We start from the raw sequence: 19,127 nt of genomic DNA, 5'->3' as shown, positions 1-19,127 counted from the left end.
CGGTTTGAGTCCGGCCGTCCGCACCACTTGTTCAACAGACGAAGGCACCGCAGATCGTAGTGGTTGGCCAGGATCTGCAATCCGACGGGGCGCGGTTCGTCTCAAACCTAAATGGCACTGCGCTCTGCCGACCAAACGGATGGTCTCTCGCGCGACATTCCGGATTGACGGCAATGGAGACTCCGGCATCGGGGCGATCTCGCGAAGGCTCCCCGCAGGCCCTTTTGTTCAGAACTTCCGGTATGCGGCGACTTTCACTCCAGTAGCGCCCTGATTTCGGCGCGAAGGCTGCGCACTTCGGAATATAGTTCCGTGATGTGGTGAGCTGTTTGCTCAGCCCCGCGTGCGCCTACAAAAAAGAAATGCCCGCCGGCGACATCTCGGGATAAACGCGAGGGAAGCGTCCGGGTCAGGGCACGTAACTCCTTCCATCGCCCGGCATCGAAATCGAGCGCCCGGGCCTGTGCGCGGATCATCTGTATGTTGAAGAAATTCCAGTTGATTGGGTCAGCCAGTGCGTGCCCGTCGTCGGACCTGTCTGTGGGACTGATCGTTGCGGCCAACGGAAACTCGGAAAAAGAAGAGGCCCTCATATCGTCATGAGCCTCCTCGAAATTCCAGAATGTGCCCTGATCCGAGAAGCGCTGGGACGTGCCTCGAAGCATGACAGGCGTGTTGCACAGATAGTGTTCCAGATAAAGCTGTTCGTCGAGAATCCTGCGTCCGTTGATCTGGTTCTGGTGTGAAAGACTCGGCAGAAAGCCGTCGATATATACGCCTCCTGTCCAAAGGCCGTCCGGTGTCAATGGATCGCCACCTTGTCGCACAAGATTGAGCCCGGCAATCGGTGGCGAGGCGGCCAGCGACAGAAAGCAGACTGCATCGATACCGCGGGCCTTCAGGGCCGTGTTGACGGCGGCAACCGAGCGACCGGCCATGCTCCACATGGCGACCGCGACAGAACGATCCGGCGTTTCGCGCAATACATCTGAGGTAACGGAGGCGATCCAGTCCGCCCAGCCTGCAATGGTCAGATCAGGCACGATCGCGCCAATACACGGATGATCGGTTGGGTACGACAGGGCAAGCAGCCCGATACCCTTTTGCTCCAGCCAGTGGTCCAGGAAATCGGCACGCTCGGAAAACGGATCGCCGTAACTGATGCGCGCCAGATGGACTCCGCCCGGCAGGAATACGACAAGCGGGCAATCACTCTTCCCAGGTCTGAAGTACCTCAGGCCCCGCACACCGGAGCATTCCACACGCTCTTCCCCGGCAAACAACATCCCGGTTTGCGGTCTTCTCATGAAACTGTCTTCCCTGTTTTCAAGCATGTTCGGTTAAATCTGTGGCGAGCGGTGGTGCCAGTCGGTGAGGTCCTGATAGGCATGGGCAACGGCCAGCAGGGTCGCCTCGTCGAACGGCCGGCCGACGAGCTGGCAGGCGACCGGCATGCCGTCCGCCGTGAAACCGCAAGGTACGCTCAGCGCGGGCAGCCCCAGATAGTTGAACGGCCTCGTGTAGATGTTGATGACGCGGCTGCGATTGAACTCGTCGGCGAAGCGTTCGTCGCGCATCTTCTCGATTGCCGGCGGCGGAAGAGGCAGGGCCGGCGTCAGCAGGACATCCGCATCTGCGAACACCCCCTCGCAGAATTCACGCAGGTAGCGGCCGCGCAGCGCCAGCGCCTCAAGGTAACGCGGCGCCGGGATAAAGTTGCCGCGCTGCAGCTGGTTGCGGTTGGCTTCCGTGATGTCGGCGCCGCGCTCGCGCAGATCGCGGCCGAACACGGTTGCGGTTTCACAATCGCTGAGCACCGAGGCGAGGTCCCAGAGCAGGTGCCCGTCGGGAAGATCTGCCGGCCTGATCGTGGCGCCTTGGCGCGCCAGGATCTCCTGAAAGCAGGCCAGCGCATCGGCCACATCGGGATCGACCACGGACCAGAACCGCCGCTGCACGGCAATCCGGATGTCGGCGAGCCTTATGGAGAGACCTCGCTCATAGTCGGGGACCGGCTCATCGCTGGAGGCTGGATCGCGCGCATCAAAGCCGCAGATGCAGCCCAGCAATCTGGCCACGTCACGGGCCGTTCGCGCCATCGGCCCGATCGTATCGAGCGACCAGGAGCGGCTCAGCGCGCCGTGCCGACTGATCCGGCCGCAGGTCGGCTTCAGTCCGGTGACACCACATACGGCAGCGGGAATCCGGATCGATCCACCGGTGCAGGATCCAAGGGAGCCGTAGATCAGGCGGGCGGCAAGCGCAGCAGCCGGACCATATGATGAGCCGGGATTGAAACGTTGCGTATTCCAGGGGTTATGGCAGGGCCCGAGCGGCTCTTCGCCCGGCGTATCGGAGCCCGCCAGCTCGGTCATGTTGAGAGTGCCGATCTCGACGGCGCCCGCGCCGTCCAGCCGCTCCAGCACGGTCGCTGTCTCTTTCGCGACCTCGCCCGAAAAAATCCGGGAGCCGCAGCTTGCGGTCCGTCCGGCTCTTGCGAACATGTCCTTGTGCGCAAGCGGCACACCATGCAAGGGCCCAAGGATGCGACCTTCGGCAAGGCTGTGGTCGGCGCGCCGGGCCGATGCCAGTGCTCCTTCCCGATCGATCGTAACGAATGCGTTTATCCGCGGCTGCCAGGCATCGATCCGCTCGAGACATGCCGTGACCGCCTGGCAGGAGGATATGCGGCCTTGCCTGATCGCATCAGCGAGCTCGCACAGACTCAGGGACGTGATATCCTGCATCATGTTCCCGCCGGACGCTTCAACAGAGCCAGCATCCGGGCGAACTGCGCCGGCTCATCACCTCTCGCGAGCTGCGATGCGCTCGCCCGGACAAGCGAATTCAGCCGGGCAACATGATCGGCCAGGGCCGCCGCCCGCCCGTCATCCAGCGGCAAGCCGTGCAACTCATTCGCCAGATCCGCTATTGTTTCCTTCTTCAGCATGCCAATGCGCTCACACCGTCCATGGCGGGTAGCCGTCCACAATCAGGCGACGCCTGTCGCGATGATGCTTGCGCAACCAGCGCGGAATTCTTCGATGCGTTCATGCGCATAGCCTGGCGCAACTTCCTCCGCCTTCGGCCGGGACAGACTGCAATGCGCCGGGCGCGGTGCATAATCCTGGCGTAAGAGACCGGCGACAGGACGGCCTCGGAAGCAACGCTGCGCTCGCATACGGCCGTGAGCACGGGAGTTCTGCAGGGCCGCCATGACCTGCGAAGTGCGATCGTATCTGTGCAAGAAGAGCAGCAAGGGACCGGACCTTATTCGTCCAGGACAGCGACCGCACGGATCGGGCTTGCAGTACCGCCGCGGATCCTGAGCGGAAATCCGATGAAGCGGAACCGGCCCTTGCCGACGAGCCTGTCGAGATTCCACATGCACTCGATGTGGGTGATGCCGCGGGCCGCGCAGGCAAGGTGCGCCTTGTAGTTGGCCTCGCCTTCCGGTGCCGGGCTGATGGCCTCGACGCCGAACATCAGGATCTTGCGGTCGGCGAGCCAGTGCACGGCATCGACATGCAGCCCTGGGAAGTCATGCAGATAGCCGGGCGTACCCCAAAGACGCCTGTTGACGCCCATGTCGATGAGCACCGTGTCACGCGGCCTGATCTGCTGGCCTGATCGTATGAGCGCCTCTTCCATCTCGGAGGCCGTGATCTCGTGTCGCAAGGGTACATGCGACAGATCGAGGCAGATCGCCCCGGTATAAAAATCCTCCAGTGGAATCTGGTCGATCGAGGGAGCATCAGGTTCGGGATTGAAATGACAGGGCGCGTCCACATGGGTTCCCGAGTGGTCGCTGAGCGACAGCGCCCAGGATTTCGAGCTGAAGCGCGTCGCGCCGGCTTGTTTGATTTCGCTGTGATCGTTCCAGACGCCCATGATGATCGGTGGATGCACCTGGGGCGCCGGGGCGCGATGGTGAAGTTCCCGGCTCAGATCGATCAGCTGCATCTTTGGCATCTCCTGGTAAATGTATCTTTGCGAGGCCCCCCGAATGGCTGGCCGCGACACGAGCCCCTCGACGGATCAGGCAGATCCCGCGCGAGCCCGGTCTCGCTGCAACCCGCGGATCGTTGGCACCTCTTCAGACCTCAATCGCCTGCCGTTCATTTCCGGACAGGACATCAGGATTGCCGGCGCGCGAAAGATCTCGCGATATCGGCAACCATGGACGATAGCTCGCCGGCGCTCCCGTGCCGGCCGTCCTCAGTGTGGCAGCAGCGCATCGACGTCCTTCACGAGGCTTGAGAGCGCCGCGGCCGGATCCTGCTTCTGCGAGACCACGAGATAGCAGTGATCCTCGATGGCCTTGATGATCCTGGAATTGTTCTCGCCCGGAAAGGCGAACCAGCCTGTCATCATCGCAATGCGCTGACTGGCGATGCGATGCTCCGGGTGGGCGTCGAAGAACTTGCCGAGCCCAGCGGGATTGCTGATCGCGGCAAGATTTACCGGCACGTAGCCGGTGGCCTCGACCATGATGGTCTGGCCGGCCGTTCCGACTGCGAATTTGATGTAGTCCCAGCACGCCTTCTGCCTGTCGGGATCATCAGTCAGCATGACAATGCCGTTGCCTGCGGCCGGAAGCCTGTCGCTTGCCGATGAGACCGGCAATGATCCGACCTTCAGCCGGAAATTGCCGGCGGCCGACTGCTGATAGCCGTTGAGCGCACTGCTTGCGCCGAACAGGATACCGAGCTTTCCCGCTCGGAATGCCTGCCGCGCCTGGTCCCGTTCAAAGCCGGGCTGGCCTTCCTTTCCGAGACGTTGCAACAGCTGCAGCGCCTGAAGGCCGGCCGGGCCGTCGAAGGTGATCCTTGTTTCGTCCTCGCTCATCATCCGGCCGCCGAAGGCGCCCACCAGCGTCTGGAACGACCAGCCGTTATTGGTGTATTCGACATAGAGGCCGCCGGTCCCCTCGCCCAAGGCACCGATCTTCCTGCCAAGCGCGATCACGCCATTCCAGTCGTCAGGCAGGTTGTCAGGATCACCGCCGGCCTTCTTCACGAGATCCATGTTGTAGAAGAGCACGGGAACGGAAATTGCGAACGGCAGGGCGCAGGTTTTGCCGCCGTATGACGCAAACGACGTCACTTCTTGCGGAACGCCGATCGTCTTCCACGCCGGATCGCCTGCGATGAAGCGATCAAGCGGCACCGCTATCCCGCGATCAGCCAGAGGGCGGATCTGGTTCAGGCCCTGGTGGGAAATGTCGGGCAGTTGCTTCGTTATGTTCTGCCGCAAGGTCTGCTGGACGAGGCCGTCATAGTCGACGGCGGGGCTGTCAAGAACGACCCTGATATCGGGACGGGTCTCCATGAAACGTCGCGCAAGCGCCTCATAGAGTCCCCTCAGAGAGGCCGGAGCATAGCAGATCCGGATCGTCGTCTGCTGATGCGCACGGGCCCTCAGGACCAGCGTTGCGGCCGCAGCGGTTGCCATCGACAGGAAGGTCCTGCGTGAAGGAAACATCGATTGCCTCCGTTGGCGTGTTGTCTGACAGCTCCGCCCCCTCCCCCGACGCAATGTCGTCGGGCAAGGAGAAGATTTCGCAGGCTGGCCCGGCGGGCGGGGATACCATTGACGCAGATCGACGAAGCCACCCGCCGCGGTGATGGGCAGCACGACATCGCGAAAAATGGCGGCAACCGGCGAGAGCCGGCTGGCAGACGTGATAGCGCTCATTGGTAGTGCACCGTCCTGTCCATGGCGCGGGCCTGAACGAGCGTGAGCGTCACGACGATGGCGAGAAAGACGACGGCAACGGCGGCACCATATCCGGTGTGCAGATATTCGAAGCTCTCCCGGTACAGCGTATAGAGCAGGACTTCCGAGGCGTGGCCGGGCCCGCCCTGTGTCAGCACTTTCACGGTGTCGAAAGTCTCGAACGCCCTCAGTGCCACGACGATGACGACGAACATCGAGACCGGACCGAGCATGGGAAGTGTCACGGTACGCAGCCGGTCGAGCGCACGATCCGCACCGTCTATATCGGCCGCATCATAAAGGTCCTGAGGAATGCTCTTGAGGCCGGCGAGGAAGAGCACCATGGCGTAGCCGAGGTTCTGCCAGACCCCGATGACGGCGAGCACCGTCAGCGCGGTATTCTCGTCGCGCAGCCAGTTGGCAACGGGCAGGCCGAGGGCCGCGAGTATCTGGTTGACGAGGCCGATCGCCGGATGCAGCAGCGCGTCCCAGGCGATTGCCGTGGCGGTGATCGTCGCCATGAAGGGCAGAAAGTGAACGGCGCGGTAAAAGGACCGGCAGGATCTGCCGCTTTCGACAAGAAGCGCAACCAGAAGGCCGAGCACAACAGTGCCCGGCACGACCATCAAAACGTAGAAGACCGTATTGAGGAGCGAGGTCCTGAAACCGGCGTCGGCGAAGACCTCGCGGAAGTTGGTAAGGCCGACGAAGGAAAGCGAACGCGCCCCGAACTGCCAGTCCGTGAGCGCGATGACGAAGACGCCCGTCGCCGGCAGAAAGAACAGGATAATCAGAAGGAATGCGGCAGGCCCGACCAGCGTCCAGCCCGCCAGCACTTCTGCAACAGCCCGTCTGCGCGCCGCAAGGGACGACGTCGGCTCGCCACCGGCCGGGCACGCCCCGTCGGCAGCACCGGAAAGCGCAACGGCTTTGCCCATCAGGCAATCTCCCGGAACGGGGCGACCGATCCCGGTCCCTGCCCGGCCTCGCGGCGCAAACGACGTCCGTCACGGGTAAAGAGCAGCACACGATCCGCCCGGACGCCGAGATGCAAGGTCTGTCCCGGCGCGATCCGGGGCGCCCGTTCGGCGAGCAGCCTTGCGATCAGGGGATGATCGATGCCCGGCAGGTCGAGATGCACGAAGAGATCGGATCCCATATGCTCGATCAGGCGCACAGAACCGGTCAATGTGTCCGGACCGCGATGTTCGGCGAGTTGAAAAGCCTCCGGACGAACGCCGAGGGTGAGAGGCACGCCCGAAAGCGCATCGGCCTCGATCCCGAGCGTCGATCCGGCTACATCGATCAGGCCACGCTCGCGCACCACACCGTCGAGGATGTTGATCCTGGGCGAGCCGATGAATTCGGCAACACGTCTGTCATCGGGGTCGGCATAGATGTCCTGCGGCGGCGCGACCTGCAGCAACTCGCCGTCGAGCATCACCGCGACCCGGTCCGACAGCGTCATGGCCTCGGCCTGATCATGCGTGACATAGACGAAGGTAGCGCCGATCCTCTGGTGCAGTTCCTTGATCCCGGCGCGCATCTGCACCCGCAATTTGGCGTCGAGGTTGGACAGCGGCTCATCCATCAGGAATACGGCGGGATGGCGCACCATGGCGCGGCCAACCGCGACGCGTTGCCGCTGGCCTCCGGAGAGCTGTCCAGGTTTGCGTTCCAAGAGGTGACCTATCCCGAGCAAGCCGGCTGTCCGGGTCACTTCGGCGTCGATTTCGGCAGAGATCCGCGCTCCTCCTGGCATCAGGCGGCCGAGAACAGGCAACCGCTGCATGGCCGAGAGGCGCCGCATCCGCAGCGGCAGCGCCATGTTGGAGGCGACCGTCATATGGGGATAGAGCGCGTAGGACTGAAACACCATCGCGACATCACGCAGCTTTGGCCGCAGCCCATCCACTGCCCGCTCGCTGATCGAAATCGAGCCTGCGTCCTGTACATCGAGGCCTGCCAGGATCCGCAGCAGCGTCGACTTTCCGCATCCCGATGGTCCCAACAGGGTCAGAAACTCGCCGTCCGCAATCGACAGCGACACACCGCGCAGGACCGCCGTCGGGCCATAGTTCTTCCGGATGCCGTCAATCTGCACGGATGCCATAACTTCACTTCCAGACCATCGTGAAAGCTGACGTGTTCGCCAGCCGGTGACGACTTCAAAGACCTCCATTGCTAAGGCTGGATGACACCCATCGAATAACTCAATCGGAACCTGCAGTCATGCGATGACAGGCACCCCGGTCAGCCGATGTCGCCGGAAGACGAGCCCGTTTCGATGGTTATGCGCTCTCGCGCGCGGACCTCGTGATGGAGGCGAACTGCTCCCGTTTTCGATCAGCCGCATCCGGCGCTGCTCCGGACATCTGAACGCGGCAGACCGATTCGAATGGCCGGTCCAGACAACAACTGCATTTTCGTTGGCCATTCCGCCACCATACCAGCGTGACAGCCGCGAAGCGGACAAGGCACCTTGGGCGTCATCTTGCCTGTGCTTTCTGTTCGGTCATTGCATTCCATCCATGATGACTGCGGCGTGCCGGATATCATCAAATCACTGCCCATCGCGCCGACGCTGTCATCCGCTCATGCGTATGCCGGCCTCCCCCGGGGCTGCCGGGCGCGCAAGGCTTGCGGCATCACACGCGATAATGCCGCGAGATGGCAGGCAGCCGCTCGTCGTACTCACCTGCCTCGACTGCTGCGCCGGTCAGCGCGAGGGCCGACCGGAGATCCGATCCTCAGTTACCGCAACTTTCGATTGGTTGATCCAAAAAATGCGATAGCCCGATTGGTCTCCGCGTCCGGGAGCGGATAGAGACAATGAACAATCATCATGTCTTCTTTCGGGAATCCTGTCTTGTCGCCCGCTGCAGCACAGCTCGATGCCGTCCGGCCCCCTGATGCCGGAGCATGGACGGAGTTGCTGCGCGCCCGAAGAACCGGTCCGCTCGCCTTCAGTCATGGGACCGCCGGTTTCGGGACCGGCACCTTCGCCTGTGAGGCAGGCATGCGGACTATCCGGCATGAGCGCGGCAGATCCTCCGTCAGGACGACGTTGCTGCCCGTGGCGATCAAGAGTGCCAACGACCTTGCACGCGGTTGGAGCAACCACCGGATCGCAGCCAGCCGTGACGCCGGACAGGTCGTCCTGAATGAATTCGTCGCCAGCCTCGATCGGTCCGAGGAGGTGGTGACATCAACACCGTGCCCCCGCCCGGACGGGGTTGCGATCGAGGCAGCCCGCAATGAACCTTATGTTTTCATGCCCCTTCTTACGATCGCATCGCGGCAATGCCGTGGTGTCGCGCCCGCCCGGCTGAATCCGGGCGGGCAGCTTTCGTGCCGTGTGCCGGATCAGGTTTTGCGGCATTCCGCTCACTGCACAGGCATCATCGAAAAGCCCTCGCCTCGCGCGGCAGGGCGATGGAAACCGGCACCGCGGTCCTGGATCGCAGGATTCGCGGCTTCACCCCGTATCCGGCTTGCTCGCGCCTCTTCGTCCGGACGCTCACCCCGCCTGCGAGCGCAGCATCACCGTCTCCGTCTCCCAGCTATGAAAGATTTCATCATGTCAGCCAGACGCCTCCGCGCCCGCATGGCCGAGACCGGCCTTGTCCACATCATGGCCGCCCACAGCCCTCTTTCCGCGATTTTAGCCGAAGAAGCCGGATTCGATGGCCTGTGGGCCTCCGGCTTCGAACTTGCAGCGCTTTACGGGCTCGCGGACATGAGTCTGATCTCGATGGCGCAGCATCTCGATATGCTGCGGTCGATTGCCGGACGTACGACGCTGCCGATTGTTGCCGACATCGATACGGGATACGGCAATGCGATCAACGTCATCCATGCAATTGGTGAATACGAGCGGGCCGGCGCCAGCGCGGTTGTCATCGAGGACAAGACCTTTCCGAAGGTCACAAGCCTTGTTGCGGGTGGTCGACAGGAGCTGCTGCGGATCGAAGAATTCCAGGGCAAGCTCGAGGCTGCGGTCGCAACAAGACGGAACCCGGATTTTCTCGTCATTGCCCGCACCGAGGCATTGATTGCAGGTCTGGGCGAGACGGAAGCCCTGCGCCGGGCACTGGCCTATACGAAAGCCGGCGCCGACATGATTCTGATCCATTCGAAAAAGCAGGATGCCTCCGAAATCGAGAGCTTCTCGCGTGCCTGGACCGGAGCGGTGCCGCTGGTGGTCGTACCGAATGCCTACCCGGATCTGGATGCAAGACGGGTTAGGGCGCTGGGCAATATCCGCATGATGATCTACGGCAACTACGGCATCCGCGCCGCGGCAACCTGCATGCAGGAGACGTTCCGCCGGATCATCGCCGATGGCGGCGTCCAGAACGTGCACAAGGATATTCTGCCTGTGGAGGAGATTTTCAGACTTCAGCGGACCGAAGGGATCAAGGCAGCTGAAGCCCGCTTCCTTCGTTGAGCATTGGCCCCAAATCATCGCCGGGCAGCAAGGTCCTGAAACAGTACAGGCTCCAGGCTTCCCTCGGGTCGCTACACTCCGCGCCAGCGGGGAGATGCTCGTAAGCCGTTTGTTCTTTTGAAACTGGTTGCGCTGCCCGTTCCTGGAACAGCGGTGACCGGGATCACACTTTCCAGCGCGCCAGCATACGCATCGAAAAAACGGCCTCCGCGATTGTGATATCGAGCCAAACTGCACGGATCGTACAAAGAAGCCGCTTTTCCGCGCGCGACAGCATTGAAAAGCAGGACTGCGACCATACCCATCGAATAATGTGATGGAGTATTCGTTTTCGCGAAGGCCATCCATGGCAACCAGTCCATTGCAGATGCTACCGGAGCAGAAGATGGCCGTCGAGCAGGATGAAGTGCCCCTCAATGCAATCCGGGTATTTGTGACCATCGCGCGGGAAGGAAGCGTCACGCGCGCGGCCAGCGCATTGGGCGCAACCCAGAGCTCCGTCAGCCGTTATCTGGCCGTGTTGCAGGACTATCTCGGTACAGACCTCGTGGAACGGCGAGGCCGGGGAAGCCAGTTGACGGAGTTCGGAAGGCTTTTTGCCAACACCGTTGCCGAACCGCTTGATACAGTGTGTTTCACCACGAAGAGAATGCGACGGCGCAACCGGTCGGATACGAACCGCATTGTGGTCCGCACATCGCTTTCGACCTTTGCCTACTCGTTTCTGATTCCAAATCTCCAGGCATTTTCCGCCGAGATGGACGGTGTCATCGTGGACGTGATCAGTTCATTGTCGCCGCCGAATTCATCCGACAATTTCGACATCCTGATTACCCGCGATCTGACCGTCATCGAGCCAGCCGACGACTGGGAGATCCACAATGAGACGCTCGTATGCGTGGGCTCCCCAAACCATGTTATGGGAAAGACGCTCTCGATCGTCCGTTCAATGCCAATTCTGAACGTGACCTCCCGGCCCGACATCCTGCCGACATGGCTGAGGGCAATGAACCTGACCGCAAGCGACATGACGTCGGGGGCGCGGTACGACCACAATTACCTTGCCCTGCCGGCTGTCCTGACAGGAAAATGCCTGCTGGTCGCGCCAGAAATCATCGTCAGCGATCTCGTGCGCGAAGGGGCGCTGCATGTGATCCCGGGATCGCGTACGCCCAGTGGCATGCAATATCGCGCCTATGCAGTCGACCGCAGTGACAATCCCGAAATCGCCCGTGCCTTTTGCCGATGGGTTGCCCGGCTCTGTAAAAAGGCCGCGATTGCAGAGGCGAGCTGCTAGTTGTTTGGAGAACGGGAAGCCCGGTTGAAGGACCAAATTCAGGCGCGATAGTTTAGCGCGTAAAGCTCCCCGTCGTTGAAGAGGAGTGTGCAAGCCAGCTGCCGGCTTCTTATAGCAGGTTTCTCCAGGCAAGAAGACGTAGTTGCGTCATCGGATACCGTTGATCATGCCGTGAGCGCCGCCCGGCGGGCATGATGTGGCGACATCCGGAGCCAGTGGGACATCGTATTGTTTGGGTACGGCCCCTGCCCATCAGCATTGTCGGTGCTCGTTTTATTAGTTCGGTTATAGCCCGTGGTTTGATGGCCATCCGAATGGCTGCCTTGGCGCATGAAAGCTCGTGCGCTCGTGGCCTGGAATGTCCGCCGGATCCGCGTAGATCGCGGTATCCCGCAGGAGCAACTGGCGTACGATGCCGGGGTCGATCGTTCCTATATGAGCGGTCTCGAGCGGCAATCGGCGAACCCGACAATCGATCTTCTCGATCGTATCGCGGAAACACTGGATGTTCATCTGTCCGAGTTGTTCGTTCAGCCACCAAAAGGCGCGACGGCTCCCGCGACCTTGCGCAAGGGACGCAAGCCGGTCCGCCGTCATCGCAGGAAGAGGTAGCACTGCTCGCGCGATGGCTCGAGGCTGCGGCGACAGGCACCGCCCCGTTGGCCGGGAACGACAATCTCGCCCGTCTGGACGACGTTTGCTGGTTTCGGTCCAATAGCAATCATCCCGCCCGCCTGGACCCGGGGGGCTGGAGCCGCGCCCCGACACACCGGTCATTCAGACCCGTGGCGGCAAAGCCTTCACATCACATATCCTGTCTGGCAAGCAGTCTGGTGAACGTGCTCGCGCGCGTTCGCGCAAGGCGTGAAAGGCGGAACCATTTCTGGCTACGCCAGATTCCAGATCGATCCAATCACTTGACGGGACGGCCTGCTTTTGAGACTGGACTTCGAGACTGGACCGGGAGAACACCTCGCGTCCATTTGAAATTGATGGATTATTCACTCGTCGGCCGATCGCGACGCAGGAGATGACGGTAGCCGTGGCGCGCTACCCATCTGGCACGAGCCAGATGACTGTCGAAAGCGCGACGGGCGCGATCAGGCTCAAGGGCTGGATCAATACAAAGCACAATGCGTGCAACCTCGCGCCAGTCGGCGTTGTCGGCTTCGGCGTCGAGGATACGCATATAAGTGACAGCGTGTTGCTCATCGTAGCCCGTGAGCCCGGGCTCGCTTGGTGCCAGATCTGCGACCTTGGGATCGGACGACACGGGCTGAAAATCCTGAAAAATGCGAAAGCCTTGATCCGGGCGACTGTAGCGGTATTCAGAGCCGCTTCGTAGGGAACCGATCGTCGCAGTCGACAGAAATATTCTTCCTGCCGGATGTCAGCCGGCAGCGGAGCCCCCTGACGAGGCGTCTCGTCCCGTTTGCCTCCATTTCGCTCACTCCTCGGTGTGCATTTGATTGCTGGTCCGGGTTGCTCAAAAGCGAAATCGGACTTCCCGCGCAGCGCTCGTCAGCTTCGCTGCCCGTTGCCAACAAAAAGATCGCCCTGTACCGCCTGGGCAAGCAAGCACGTGCTGATTGCCGGTCGGTGTTCCGGCTGCGCCGTCCAGTCGGGCGGGGAAGTTTTCTTTTCAATGACGAACTCCGGTGACCCCTGCTATTGGTTGCCGACGGCGAGCACGCGGCAACCGTCGATGATCCATTTTGCACGGCCAGATGATTATAGAGCGCCGCGCGAGCTCGCGCTGGCCGGCAATCTGGAACAACGTGCCGGACGATCCGCGCAACTTTCCTGCAGTCGGCGCGGTCGGCTTTCACATCAGGAAGTCGCCAGGAGATCATCAAATGCGCTTGCCATAACTCGTCCGGACCGCCTCATCTGGCCCGCCGCCGGCGACATCCGGCTAGCCGGCTTTCTCGTTGAAGCTTATGCGCAGAGACGGCTCAACTCGTGCTGGACGAAGCTAACGTAATACGAGGGTTATAGCCAGTGGTTTGATAGACAATCAAATGGCTGCCTGAGCGCATGAATGCTCGTGCGCTGGTGGCTTGGAATGTGCTTCGGATCCGCGAAGAACGTGGTGTTCCGCAAGACCAGCTGGCTTACGACGCCGACGTTGACCGTTCCTATATGAACGGAATCGAGCTGCAGAAGAAGAACCCGACAATTGATCTTCTTGAACGAATGGCAAAAACGCTCGGCGTCCATATCTCTGAATTCTTTGTTGAGCCTCCGGAGGGTGCGAGGCCGCCCAGGACCTTGCCTAAAGGCCGCAAGCCGAAGCGTCCATCCCGTAAGACGAAGCGGCCCCCGGGATAAGGGTCACCTTGTGGCAACGCACCCGCAACTGCACTGATTGCAGGTCGCAAGTTTACCAGGGACGGACGCAGGGAAAGCTCACGTAGAACAAACTCTCCGAAGCTCTCTGCCCAATGGGGTCAGGCTTGAGGGAGCCGCCCGGAAATGCTGGCGCCAGATGCGACATCGGTTGGCGGAATGTTGTTGGACATCGTCAAGCGCTCAAACTCGTCTCATTCCAGGCGTGAACCAGCCGCGACATGCAGAACTCGCGCGCCGCTTTGTCCGAAACGTACTGAACGATTTGATCTGCCTCCGCCCTCGCCATTGTCCCCATTTTCAGTTCGCGCTAAGGAGCACAAGCTCGCGATGGAAAATCCTGCGCTCATAACCAAGGCAGCATCTACGGCGAGCCCGTACTGTAATGGCCGCGAGCATTCCGCCACGGAAACGCGGCTCTATCGGCGAAATCATGGATGATCGAGGCGCCACGATCCGGACACGAGGCAGGACGTCATGCGTAACGCGCCCAAGCAGAAGTTTGCGTGTCTCTACGCACGCCCGGCAACTGTCGACGAGCTGAGGTTTCGAGCGTATGACGGTCTGGCTGGCGCTCTGGCGATTGCGGCCTGCGGCGGGCGTGCACAATGAGGATCGACTGCGAGGTTCACGCCTTCCGCCAGGAGAGCCGTTTGGTAGCACCCGTCATCGACGGCTCCGTGGAACGACTGGAAAGCGCGGCGCGCGGCTGCGCGATCACAGGGCTGGTTCTGGTCCAACCCGCTTTTCTGCACGACGATCCGACAGAACTCTTCGTTCAGGCGAGCCAGACCCGAATGCCCGTGAGGATCATTCCGCCCATACTGAAACCGCCGGCGACTGAGGTCCTGGAGGCGTGGGGCCGATCGGGTGCGGCGGGCTTGGCGCTAACCCTGGACGATCCTGACGAACTGTCAGAATGCTTTGAGGCTGCCCTCCAACTGGGCTTCCACCTGGAGGTGTCCGGCGGGCTCGAAGGACGAGAGCGCCTCGCAGAGCTGCTCCTGGCCGACGGCCATCGTCTGGTGTTACGGGAATTCGGGCTCGCGGACAGCACCCGCGATCCCGCCTGGGATCCGCGACTGGAGCGGCTTTTGGCGCTCGCCGAAGGCGCCGAGGTATGGGTGAAGCTGTCGGGACTCGGACGCGTCCCGGATGCCTGGGCCGGGGCAGCGGCGGGACGGCTGCTGGAAGGGCTCGGGCCGAAACAGCTGCTCTGGGGATCGGAGTGGCCAAACGTGACAGCCGCCCACGCCTACGCGCCATGCTATGCGCAGACGTTGGACTGGCTTGAGGAGCTCATTCCAGATGAGCACGCGAGAGGACGGATCCTTAACGAGACTCCTGCAGCCCTGTACGGTTTCCGCAACTAAGACCCGCAGACGGACGCATTCCGCGCTGCGACCCGAGGTCCAGACCCGCGCGCTTCGCTACCAATCCAGCATAGTGTATCGCGCCCACTCTGGTGGCGAGTGAAGCGCCCCCTTCAGAAGTCAGAATCTCTTCGGAAGCACCTGTAAAGGAACTTCTTCCCGGATTGCGTAGCGAATCTCTATCCCCGATCCGCATGATCGATCGAGTGTTCGCACACTTATCCACGCTGGCTTGCAGGAAGTCATCGACGCCGACCGGAAATGAGCCCTGACAACTGGCCGCAACCGATCAAGGCGGTTCAGCATCAATCCTGGCCCGGAGGCCTCTCGGCGACGATCTCAATTCTCTTGCCAAAAAGGTCGGCTCGCAGCGCTCTCTCCTCCGGCCTACTGGAGGCCCGGCTGTTCGCCAGCGCCGGAGCCGGTCCGGGCACCCGGCAGGGCCATCGGCGGCAGCTCGAGCCGGAGCGGGCGGCGGTGCAGCGCGACCTCAAGCGCAAGCACGTGACGCTGTCGATGATGCCAGCCTTCAGATTATCGCTCACCGTCTGCCGCGTCGTGCCGCCGAAATAGGCAAAGGCCCGAACGTGCGAGGCGATCCAGTCCGGCAGGCTCTGGGTGAGGCTGGCTTCGGCGTAGGTGTAGTTCGAGGCGCCGAGCACGGCGACGAAGATCTGCGTGCTGCGCACCTCGCCGCTGAGCCCGTCAACCACCTCCATGGTGTGACCGGAATAGTCGACGAACAGCTTCTCGCCGGCGACATGGACCTGGCGCAGGGTCGGCTTGAGGCGGCCGGCCCACTCCTTGTAGCGTTCGCAGAACTGCCGCGCGGCGAACAGGATGGAAGTGGAGCGTCGACCATGATGAGAGGGCTACGCCGGGCTCGTGACGCAGGGAGGGCGTAGCCCGACCGGAGTTACGAGCCCGGCGTCGGCGCGATCCACAGCGGACCGCGCCGACTGGTGATCGCGGCCGGCTGGTTATGCAAGTGGTTCTTCCGCCAAGAGGAATCACTCGCGTGCCAGGCCGACACATTACCGATCACCAAATGAGGCTCTACATGAAGTACCGTCAGACCGATAGCCCGCCCGTGGCCGCCGCCAAGGCGTCGTTCAGCACCTCGACCGCTTACCGGATCGAGCAGGATCGACGCCTTCCGTCGCAGAAGAAGGCTCCTCGCGGCCGTCGCCGGCCAGATCCCTTGGCCCGCGTATTTGAGACAGAGATCGTGCCGATGCTGAAGGCCGCCCCCGGTGTGCGGCCGGTCACGATCTTCGAGGAGTTGCTCCGACGCCATCCTGAGCTCGGCGCCGGCATCCGTCGCACGCTGGAGCGCCGGATCCGGGCCTGGCGGGCGATCCACGGCGAGGAGCAGGAGGTCATCTTCCGGCAGACCCACGAACCCGGTCAGCGCGGCCTGTCCGACTTCACCGACATGGGCGAATTGGGTGTCACGATCGCGGGCGTGCCGCTCGACCATCGTCTCTATCACTTCCGGCTGGCCTATTCCGGGTTTGAGCACGCCCATGTCGTGCTCGGCGGTGAGAGCTTCATCGCTCTGGCCGAAGGCCTGCAGAATGCCTTGTGGTCACTCGGTGGGGCGCCACGGGAGCATCGCACCGACAGCCTGTCGGCCGCCTTTTGCAATCTCGACCGCGACGCCAAAGACGATCTGACGCGGCGATACGAAGACCTCTGTGCCCATTACGGCATGCGCCCCTCCCGCAACAATCGTGGCATCGCCCACGAGAACGGGGCGATCGAGAGTTCGCATGGCCATCTCAAGCGGGCGGTCGGCGACGCGCTGTTGCTGCGTGGCACCGCCGACTTCGACGATCTCGCTGCCTATCGTGGCTTCATCGATGAGATCGTCAGCCGCCGCAATGCCCGCAACGCCAAGCGGATCGACAGCGAACGTACCGCACTTCAGGATCTGCCGGACCGCCGCACGTCGGACTATGAAGAGGTGATCGTCCACGTGACATCGTCCGGCGGCTTCACCTTGCGCAAGGTGTTCTACACGGTGCCGTCGCGCTTGATCGGCCATCGGCTGCGGGTGCGCCTGTATGACGATCACCTCGACGTGTTTGTCGGCGGCACGCATCTCCTCACCTTGCCGCGCGGGCGGCCGCATCCCAATGGCAAGCACGATCAGGTCGTCGATTATCGGCACGTGATCCATTCCTTGCGGCGCAAGCCGATGGCGCTCCTCAACCTGGTCTACCGCGACCAGCTGTTCCCCCGGGAAGCTTACCGCCGAGCCTTCGACGTCTTGCGCAAACGCTTACCGGACAAGAAGGCCTGCCGGATCATGGTCGATCTCCTCGCACTCGCCCATGAGCGCGGTTGCGAGGCCGAACTCGCCGATCAGCTCACGGCCGACCTGAACGACGGCCGGCTGCCCGACCTCAACCGGCTACGTACTCACTTCGCCCCGGATCCCGCCCAGATGCCGAACGTCGTGGTGCGCCTCGCACCGCTCGCCACCTATGAATGCCTCATCGGTACTGCCGAGATCGGAGGTGCCGCATGAGCACAACCAACGTAGTCGACACCGCGCGCCTCAATCTGTTGCTCAACGAGCTGCGGCTGCCCGCCATCAAGGTGCTGTGGCCGCAATTTGCCGAGCAGTCCGATAAGGAAGGCTGGCCGGCGGCGCGCTTCCTCGCCACCATTGCAGAGCACGAGATCGCTGAACGCAGCCGTCGCCGCATCGAGCGCCATCTCGTCGAGGCGCGGCTGCCCACCGGAAAGACCTTTGACAGCTTCGACTTCGAAGCCGTACCGATGATCTCCAAGGCGCAAATGACCGCGCTCGCCGCCGGCGACGGCTGGTTGAACAAGGGCGCCAATCTGCTGCTGTTTGGTCCGCCCGGTGGCGGCAAGAGTCACTTGGCAGCAGCAATCGGCTTGGCTCTCATCGAGAACGGATGGCGCGTCCTCTTCACCCGCACCACCGATCTCGTGCAGAAGCTCCAGGTGGCGCGCCGCGAACTCAACCTCGAGGGTGCCATCAACCGCCTCGATCGCTTCGATCTCGTTATCCTTGACGATCTTGCCTATGTCACCAAGGACCAGGCCGAGACCAGTGTGCTGTTCGAGCTCATCAGCGCACGCTACGAGCGACGCTCTTTGCTGATCACCGCCAATCAGCCCTTTGGAGAATGGAACAAGGTCTTTCCGGACCCAGCTATGACCCTCGCGGCGATCGATCGCCTTGTTCACCACGCCACCATCGTCGAGATGAACGTCGAGAGCTATCGCAGGCGGACTGCCCTCGAGCGAAAGCGTGGTCCAGGGCGGCCACCGGAGCACGCGACACAAAAAACGCTCGCTTGATTGACGCTCCGCGACAATCAAAGCAAACAAAACTCTTGCGCGCGACAATCATCGCGGCGATCATCATCGCGCCGCGACACTGACTCGCCATCCTGATCGCCGCGCTCTTCCGACCCAGATCGTCGCGCTATACGCAGAACCACGCATAGCTGAAGCTGTCGGAGTTTGCGTCGCAATACTCCTCCCACAACAGCATCAGCGTGACGTTCGGGCGCCGCAGTTCGCGATGCACGAGCGCCCAGTCCGGATGCGGACGCTCGTCGCTGGGCCGATCGGAAGGCGGCGGAAACAGGCGGTTCTCGAGCCGGACGTCGTCATCCAACTCCGGCGGCAACGGCCAGGTCAGGCCGGCGCGGCGAGTTCGATTGAGGTACTTGCAGACCGTGCCCTGGGCCAGGCCCAGGCTGCGGGCAACGGCGCGTTGCGACATGCCGACGCTGTAGTGCAGGCGTAGAACTTCACGAATGTGGCGCATGGACAGCCTCTCGGTCGGCATCTCGATTCTCTGCGGTTAGGCAAAAGACCAAGCTACCCGGGTTGCAGACTGTCAGCGGTGCGCGCCTCCTGGTTGCCCCCGATCGCGATCGCTGGAAATAGCGAT

16 protein-coding genes and 1 pseudogene are annotated in these 19,127 nt (G+C 62.1%); 7 read left to right on the top strand and 10 right to left on the bottom strand.

Annotated features, from left to right (window positions below; translation table 11 throughout):
• Positions 1–254: 254 nt before the first annotated feature.
• From XI02_RS11200 to XI02_RS11170, 7 genes are all read right to left on the bottom strand, one after another.
• Entirely contained in the window at positions 255–1,334 is a 1,080-nt protein-coding gene (locus XI02_RS11200; RefSeq protein ID WP_168856684.1) for a hypothetical protein, read from the bottom strand.
• A 6-nt stretch (positions 1,335–1,340) separates the two neighbouring features.
• Positions 1,341–2,750: an amidase gene (locus XI02_RS11195; protein ID WP_194483398.1), complete on the bottom strand. Its 1,410-nt coding sequence runs from the start codon at positions 2,748–2,750 to the stop codon at positions 1,341–1,343.
• On the bottom strand, positions 2,747–2,950 hold the full coding sequence (locus tag XI02_RS11190; RefSeq protein ID WP_038388754.1) for a hypothetical protein: 204 nt from the start codon (positions 2,948–2,950) through the stop codon (positions 2,747–2,749). Before XI02_RS11190 ends, XI02_RS11195 begins: the two co-directional genes overlap by 4 nt.
• Positions 2,951–3,270: 320 nt before the next feature.
• The gene (locus tag XI02_RS11185; RefSeq protein WP_210262709.1) at positions 3,271–3,963 is read right to left on the bottom strand and encodes a cyclase family protein; all 693 of its coding nucleotides are present in this window, start codon (positions 3,961–3,963) and stop codon (positions 3,271–3,273) included.
• Positions 3,964–4,218: 255 nt separating this feature from the next.
• A complete protein-coding gene (locus XI02_RS11180; RefSeq protein WP_168856681.1) occupies positions 4,219–5,484 on the bottom strand; it encodes an extracellular solute-binding protein in 1,266 nt (421 codons plus the stop codon).
• 209 nt (positions 5,485–5,693) lie between these two features.
• Complete coding sequence (locus XI02_RS11175; protein ID WP_168856680.1) at positions 5,694–6,656, bottom strand: carbohydrate ABC transporter permease; 963 nt, start codon at positions 6,654–6,656, stop codon at positions 5,694–5,696.
• Complete coding sequence (locus tag XI02_RS11170) at positions 6,656–7,831, bottom strand: ABC transporter ATP-binding protein (protein ID WP_168856679.1); 1,176 nt, start codon at positions 7,829–7,831, stop codon at positions 6,656–6,658. The genes XI02_RS11175 and XI02_RS11170 overlap by 1 nt, the downstream gene beginning before the upstream one ends.
• 756 nt (positions 7,832–8,587) lie before the next feature.
• Here XI02_RS11170 and XI02_RS45255 point away from each other — a divergent pair.
• From XI02_RS45255 to XI02_RS11155, 3 genes are all read left to right on the top strand, one after another.
• Positions 8,588–10,168 carry an isocitrate lyase/phosphoenolpyruvate mutase family protein gene (locus XI02_RS45255; protein ID WP_246783616.1) on the top strand — a complete coding sequence of 527 codons (1,581 nt, stop codon included), beginning with the start codon at positions 8,588–8,590 and terminating at the stop codon, positions 10,166–10,168.
• A 385-nt stretch (positions 10,169–10,553) separates the two neighbouring features.
• A complete protein-coding gene (locus tag XI02_RS11160; RefSeq protein ID WP_168856678.1) occupies positions 10,554–11,465 on the top strand; it encodes a LysR family transcriptional regulator in 912 nt (303 codons plus the stop codon).
• Positions 11,466–11,795: 330 nt separating this feature from the next.
• Positions 11,796–12,077 (top strand): helix-turn-helix domain-containing protein, encoded by a 282-nt coding sequence (locus XI02_RS11155; RefSeq protein ID WP_038388629.1) that lies wholly within the window; start codon positions 11,796–11,798, stop codon positions 12,075–12,077.
• A gap of 385 nt (positions 12,078–12,462) precedes the next feature.
• Here XI02_RS11155 and XI02_RS11150 read toward each other — a convergent pair whose 3' ends face one another.
• Positions 12,463–12,738 (bottom strand): DNA -binding domain-containing protein, encoded by a 276-nt coding sequence (locus XI02_RS11150; protein WP_168856677.1) that lies wholly within the window; start codon positions 12,736–12,738, stop codon positions 12,463–12,465.
• Positions 12,739–13,502: 764 nt separating this feature from the next.
• Between XI02_RS11150 and XI02_RS11145 the strand changes: the two genes are divergently transcribed.
• Together XI02_RS11145 and XI02_RS11140 are read left to right on the top strand one after the other, a co-directional pair.
• Positions 13,503–13,796: a helix-turn-helix domain-containing protein gene (locus XI02_RS11145; protein ID WP_194483397.1), complete on the top strand. Its 294-nt coding sequence runs from the start codon at positions 13,503–13,505 to the stop codon at positions 13,794–13,796.
• Between the two features lie 626 nt (positions 13,797–14,422).
• On the top strand, positions 14,423–15,187 hold the full coding sequence (locus tag XI02_RS11140) for an amidohydrolase (RefSeq protein WP_194483396.1): 765 nt from the start codon (positions 14,423–14,425) through the stop codon (positions 15,185–15,187).
• Positions 15,188–15,705: 518 nt separating this feature from the next.
• On the opposite strand, the pseudogene XI02_RS45250 reads toward XI02_RS11140, so the two are convergent.
• A pseudogene (locus XI02_RS45250) lies at positions 15,706–16,008 on the bottom strand (IS21 family transposase); the annotation flags it as partial.
• A gap of 161 nt (positions 16,009–16,169) precedes the next feature.
• Between XI02_RS45250 and istA the strand changes: the two are divergent.
• Positions 16,170–17,720, top strand: coding sequence for an IS21-like element ISBj11 family transposase (gene istA, locus XI02_RS11130; RefSeq protein WP_080586188.1), 1,551 nt, complete (start codon positions 16,170–16,172; stop codon positions 17,718–17,720).
• Positions 17,717–18,526 (top strand): IS21-like element ISBj11 family helper ATPase IstB, encoded by an 810-nt coding sequence (istB, locus tag XI02_RS11125; RefSeq protein ID WP_016842034.1) that lies wholly within the window; start codon positions 17,717–17,719, stop codon positions 18,524–18,526. Before istA ends, istB begins: the two co-directional genes overlap by 4 nt.
• 127 nt (positions 18,527–18,653) lie before the next feature.
• Here istB and XI02_RS11120 read toward each other — a convergent pair whose 3' ends face one another.
• Positions 18,654–19,022, bottom strand: coding sequence for a hypothetical protein (locus tag XI02_RS11120; RefSeq protein WP_194483394.1), 369 nt, complete (start codon positions 19,020–19,022; stop codon positions 18,654–18,656).
• Positions 19,023–19,127 lie beyond the last annotated feature (105 nt).

The organism is Bradyrhizobium sp. CCBAU 21365 (assembly GCF_015291305.1).
GTDB classification, from domain to species: Bacteria; Pseudomonadota; Alphaproteobacteria; order Rhizobiales; family Xanthobacteraceae; genus Bradyrhizobium; species Bradyrhizobium elkanii.
Note: the sequence above shows the minus strand (reverse complement) of the source record. Positions and strands in the feature narration are given on the sequence as shown.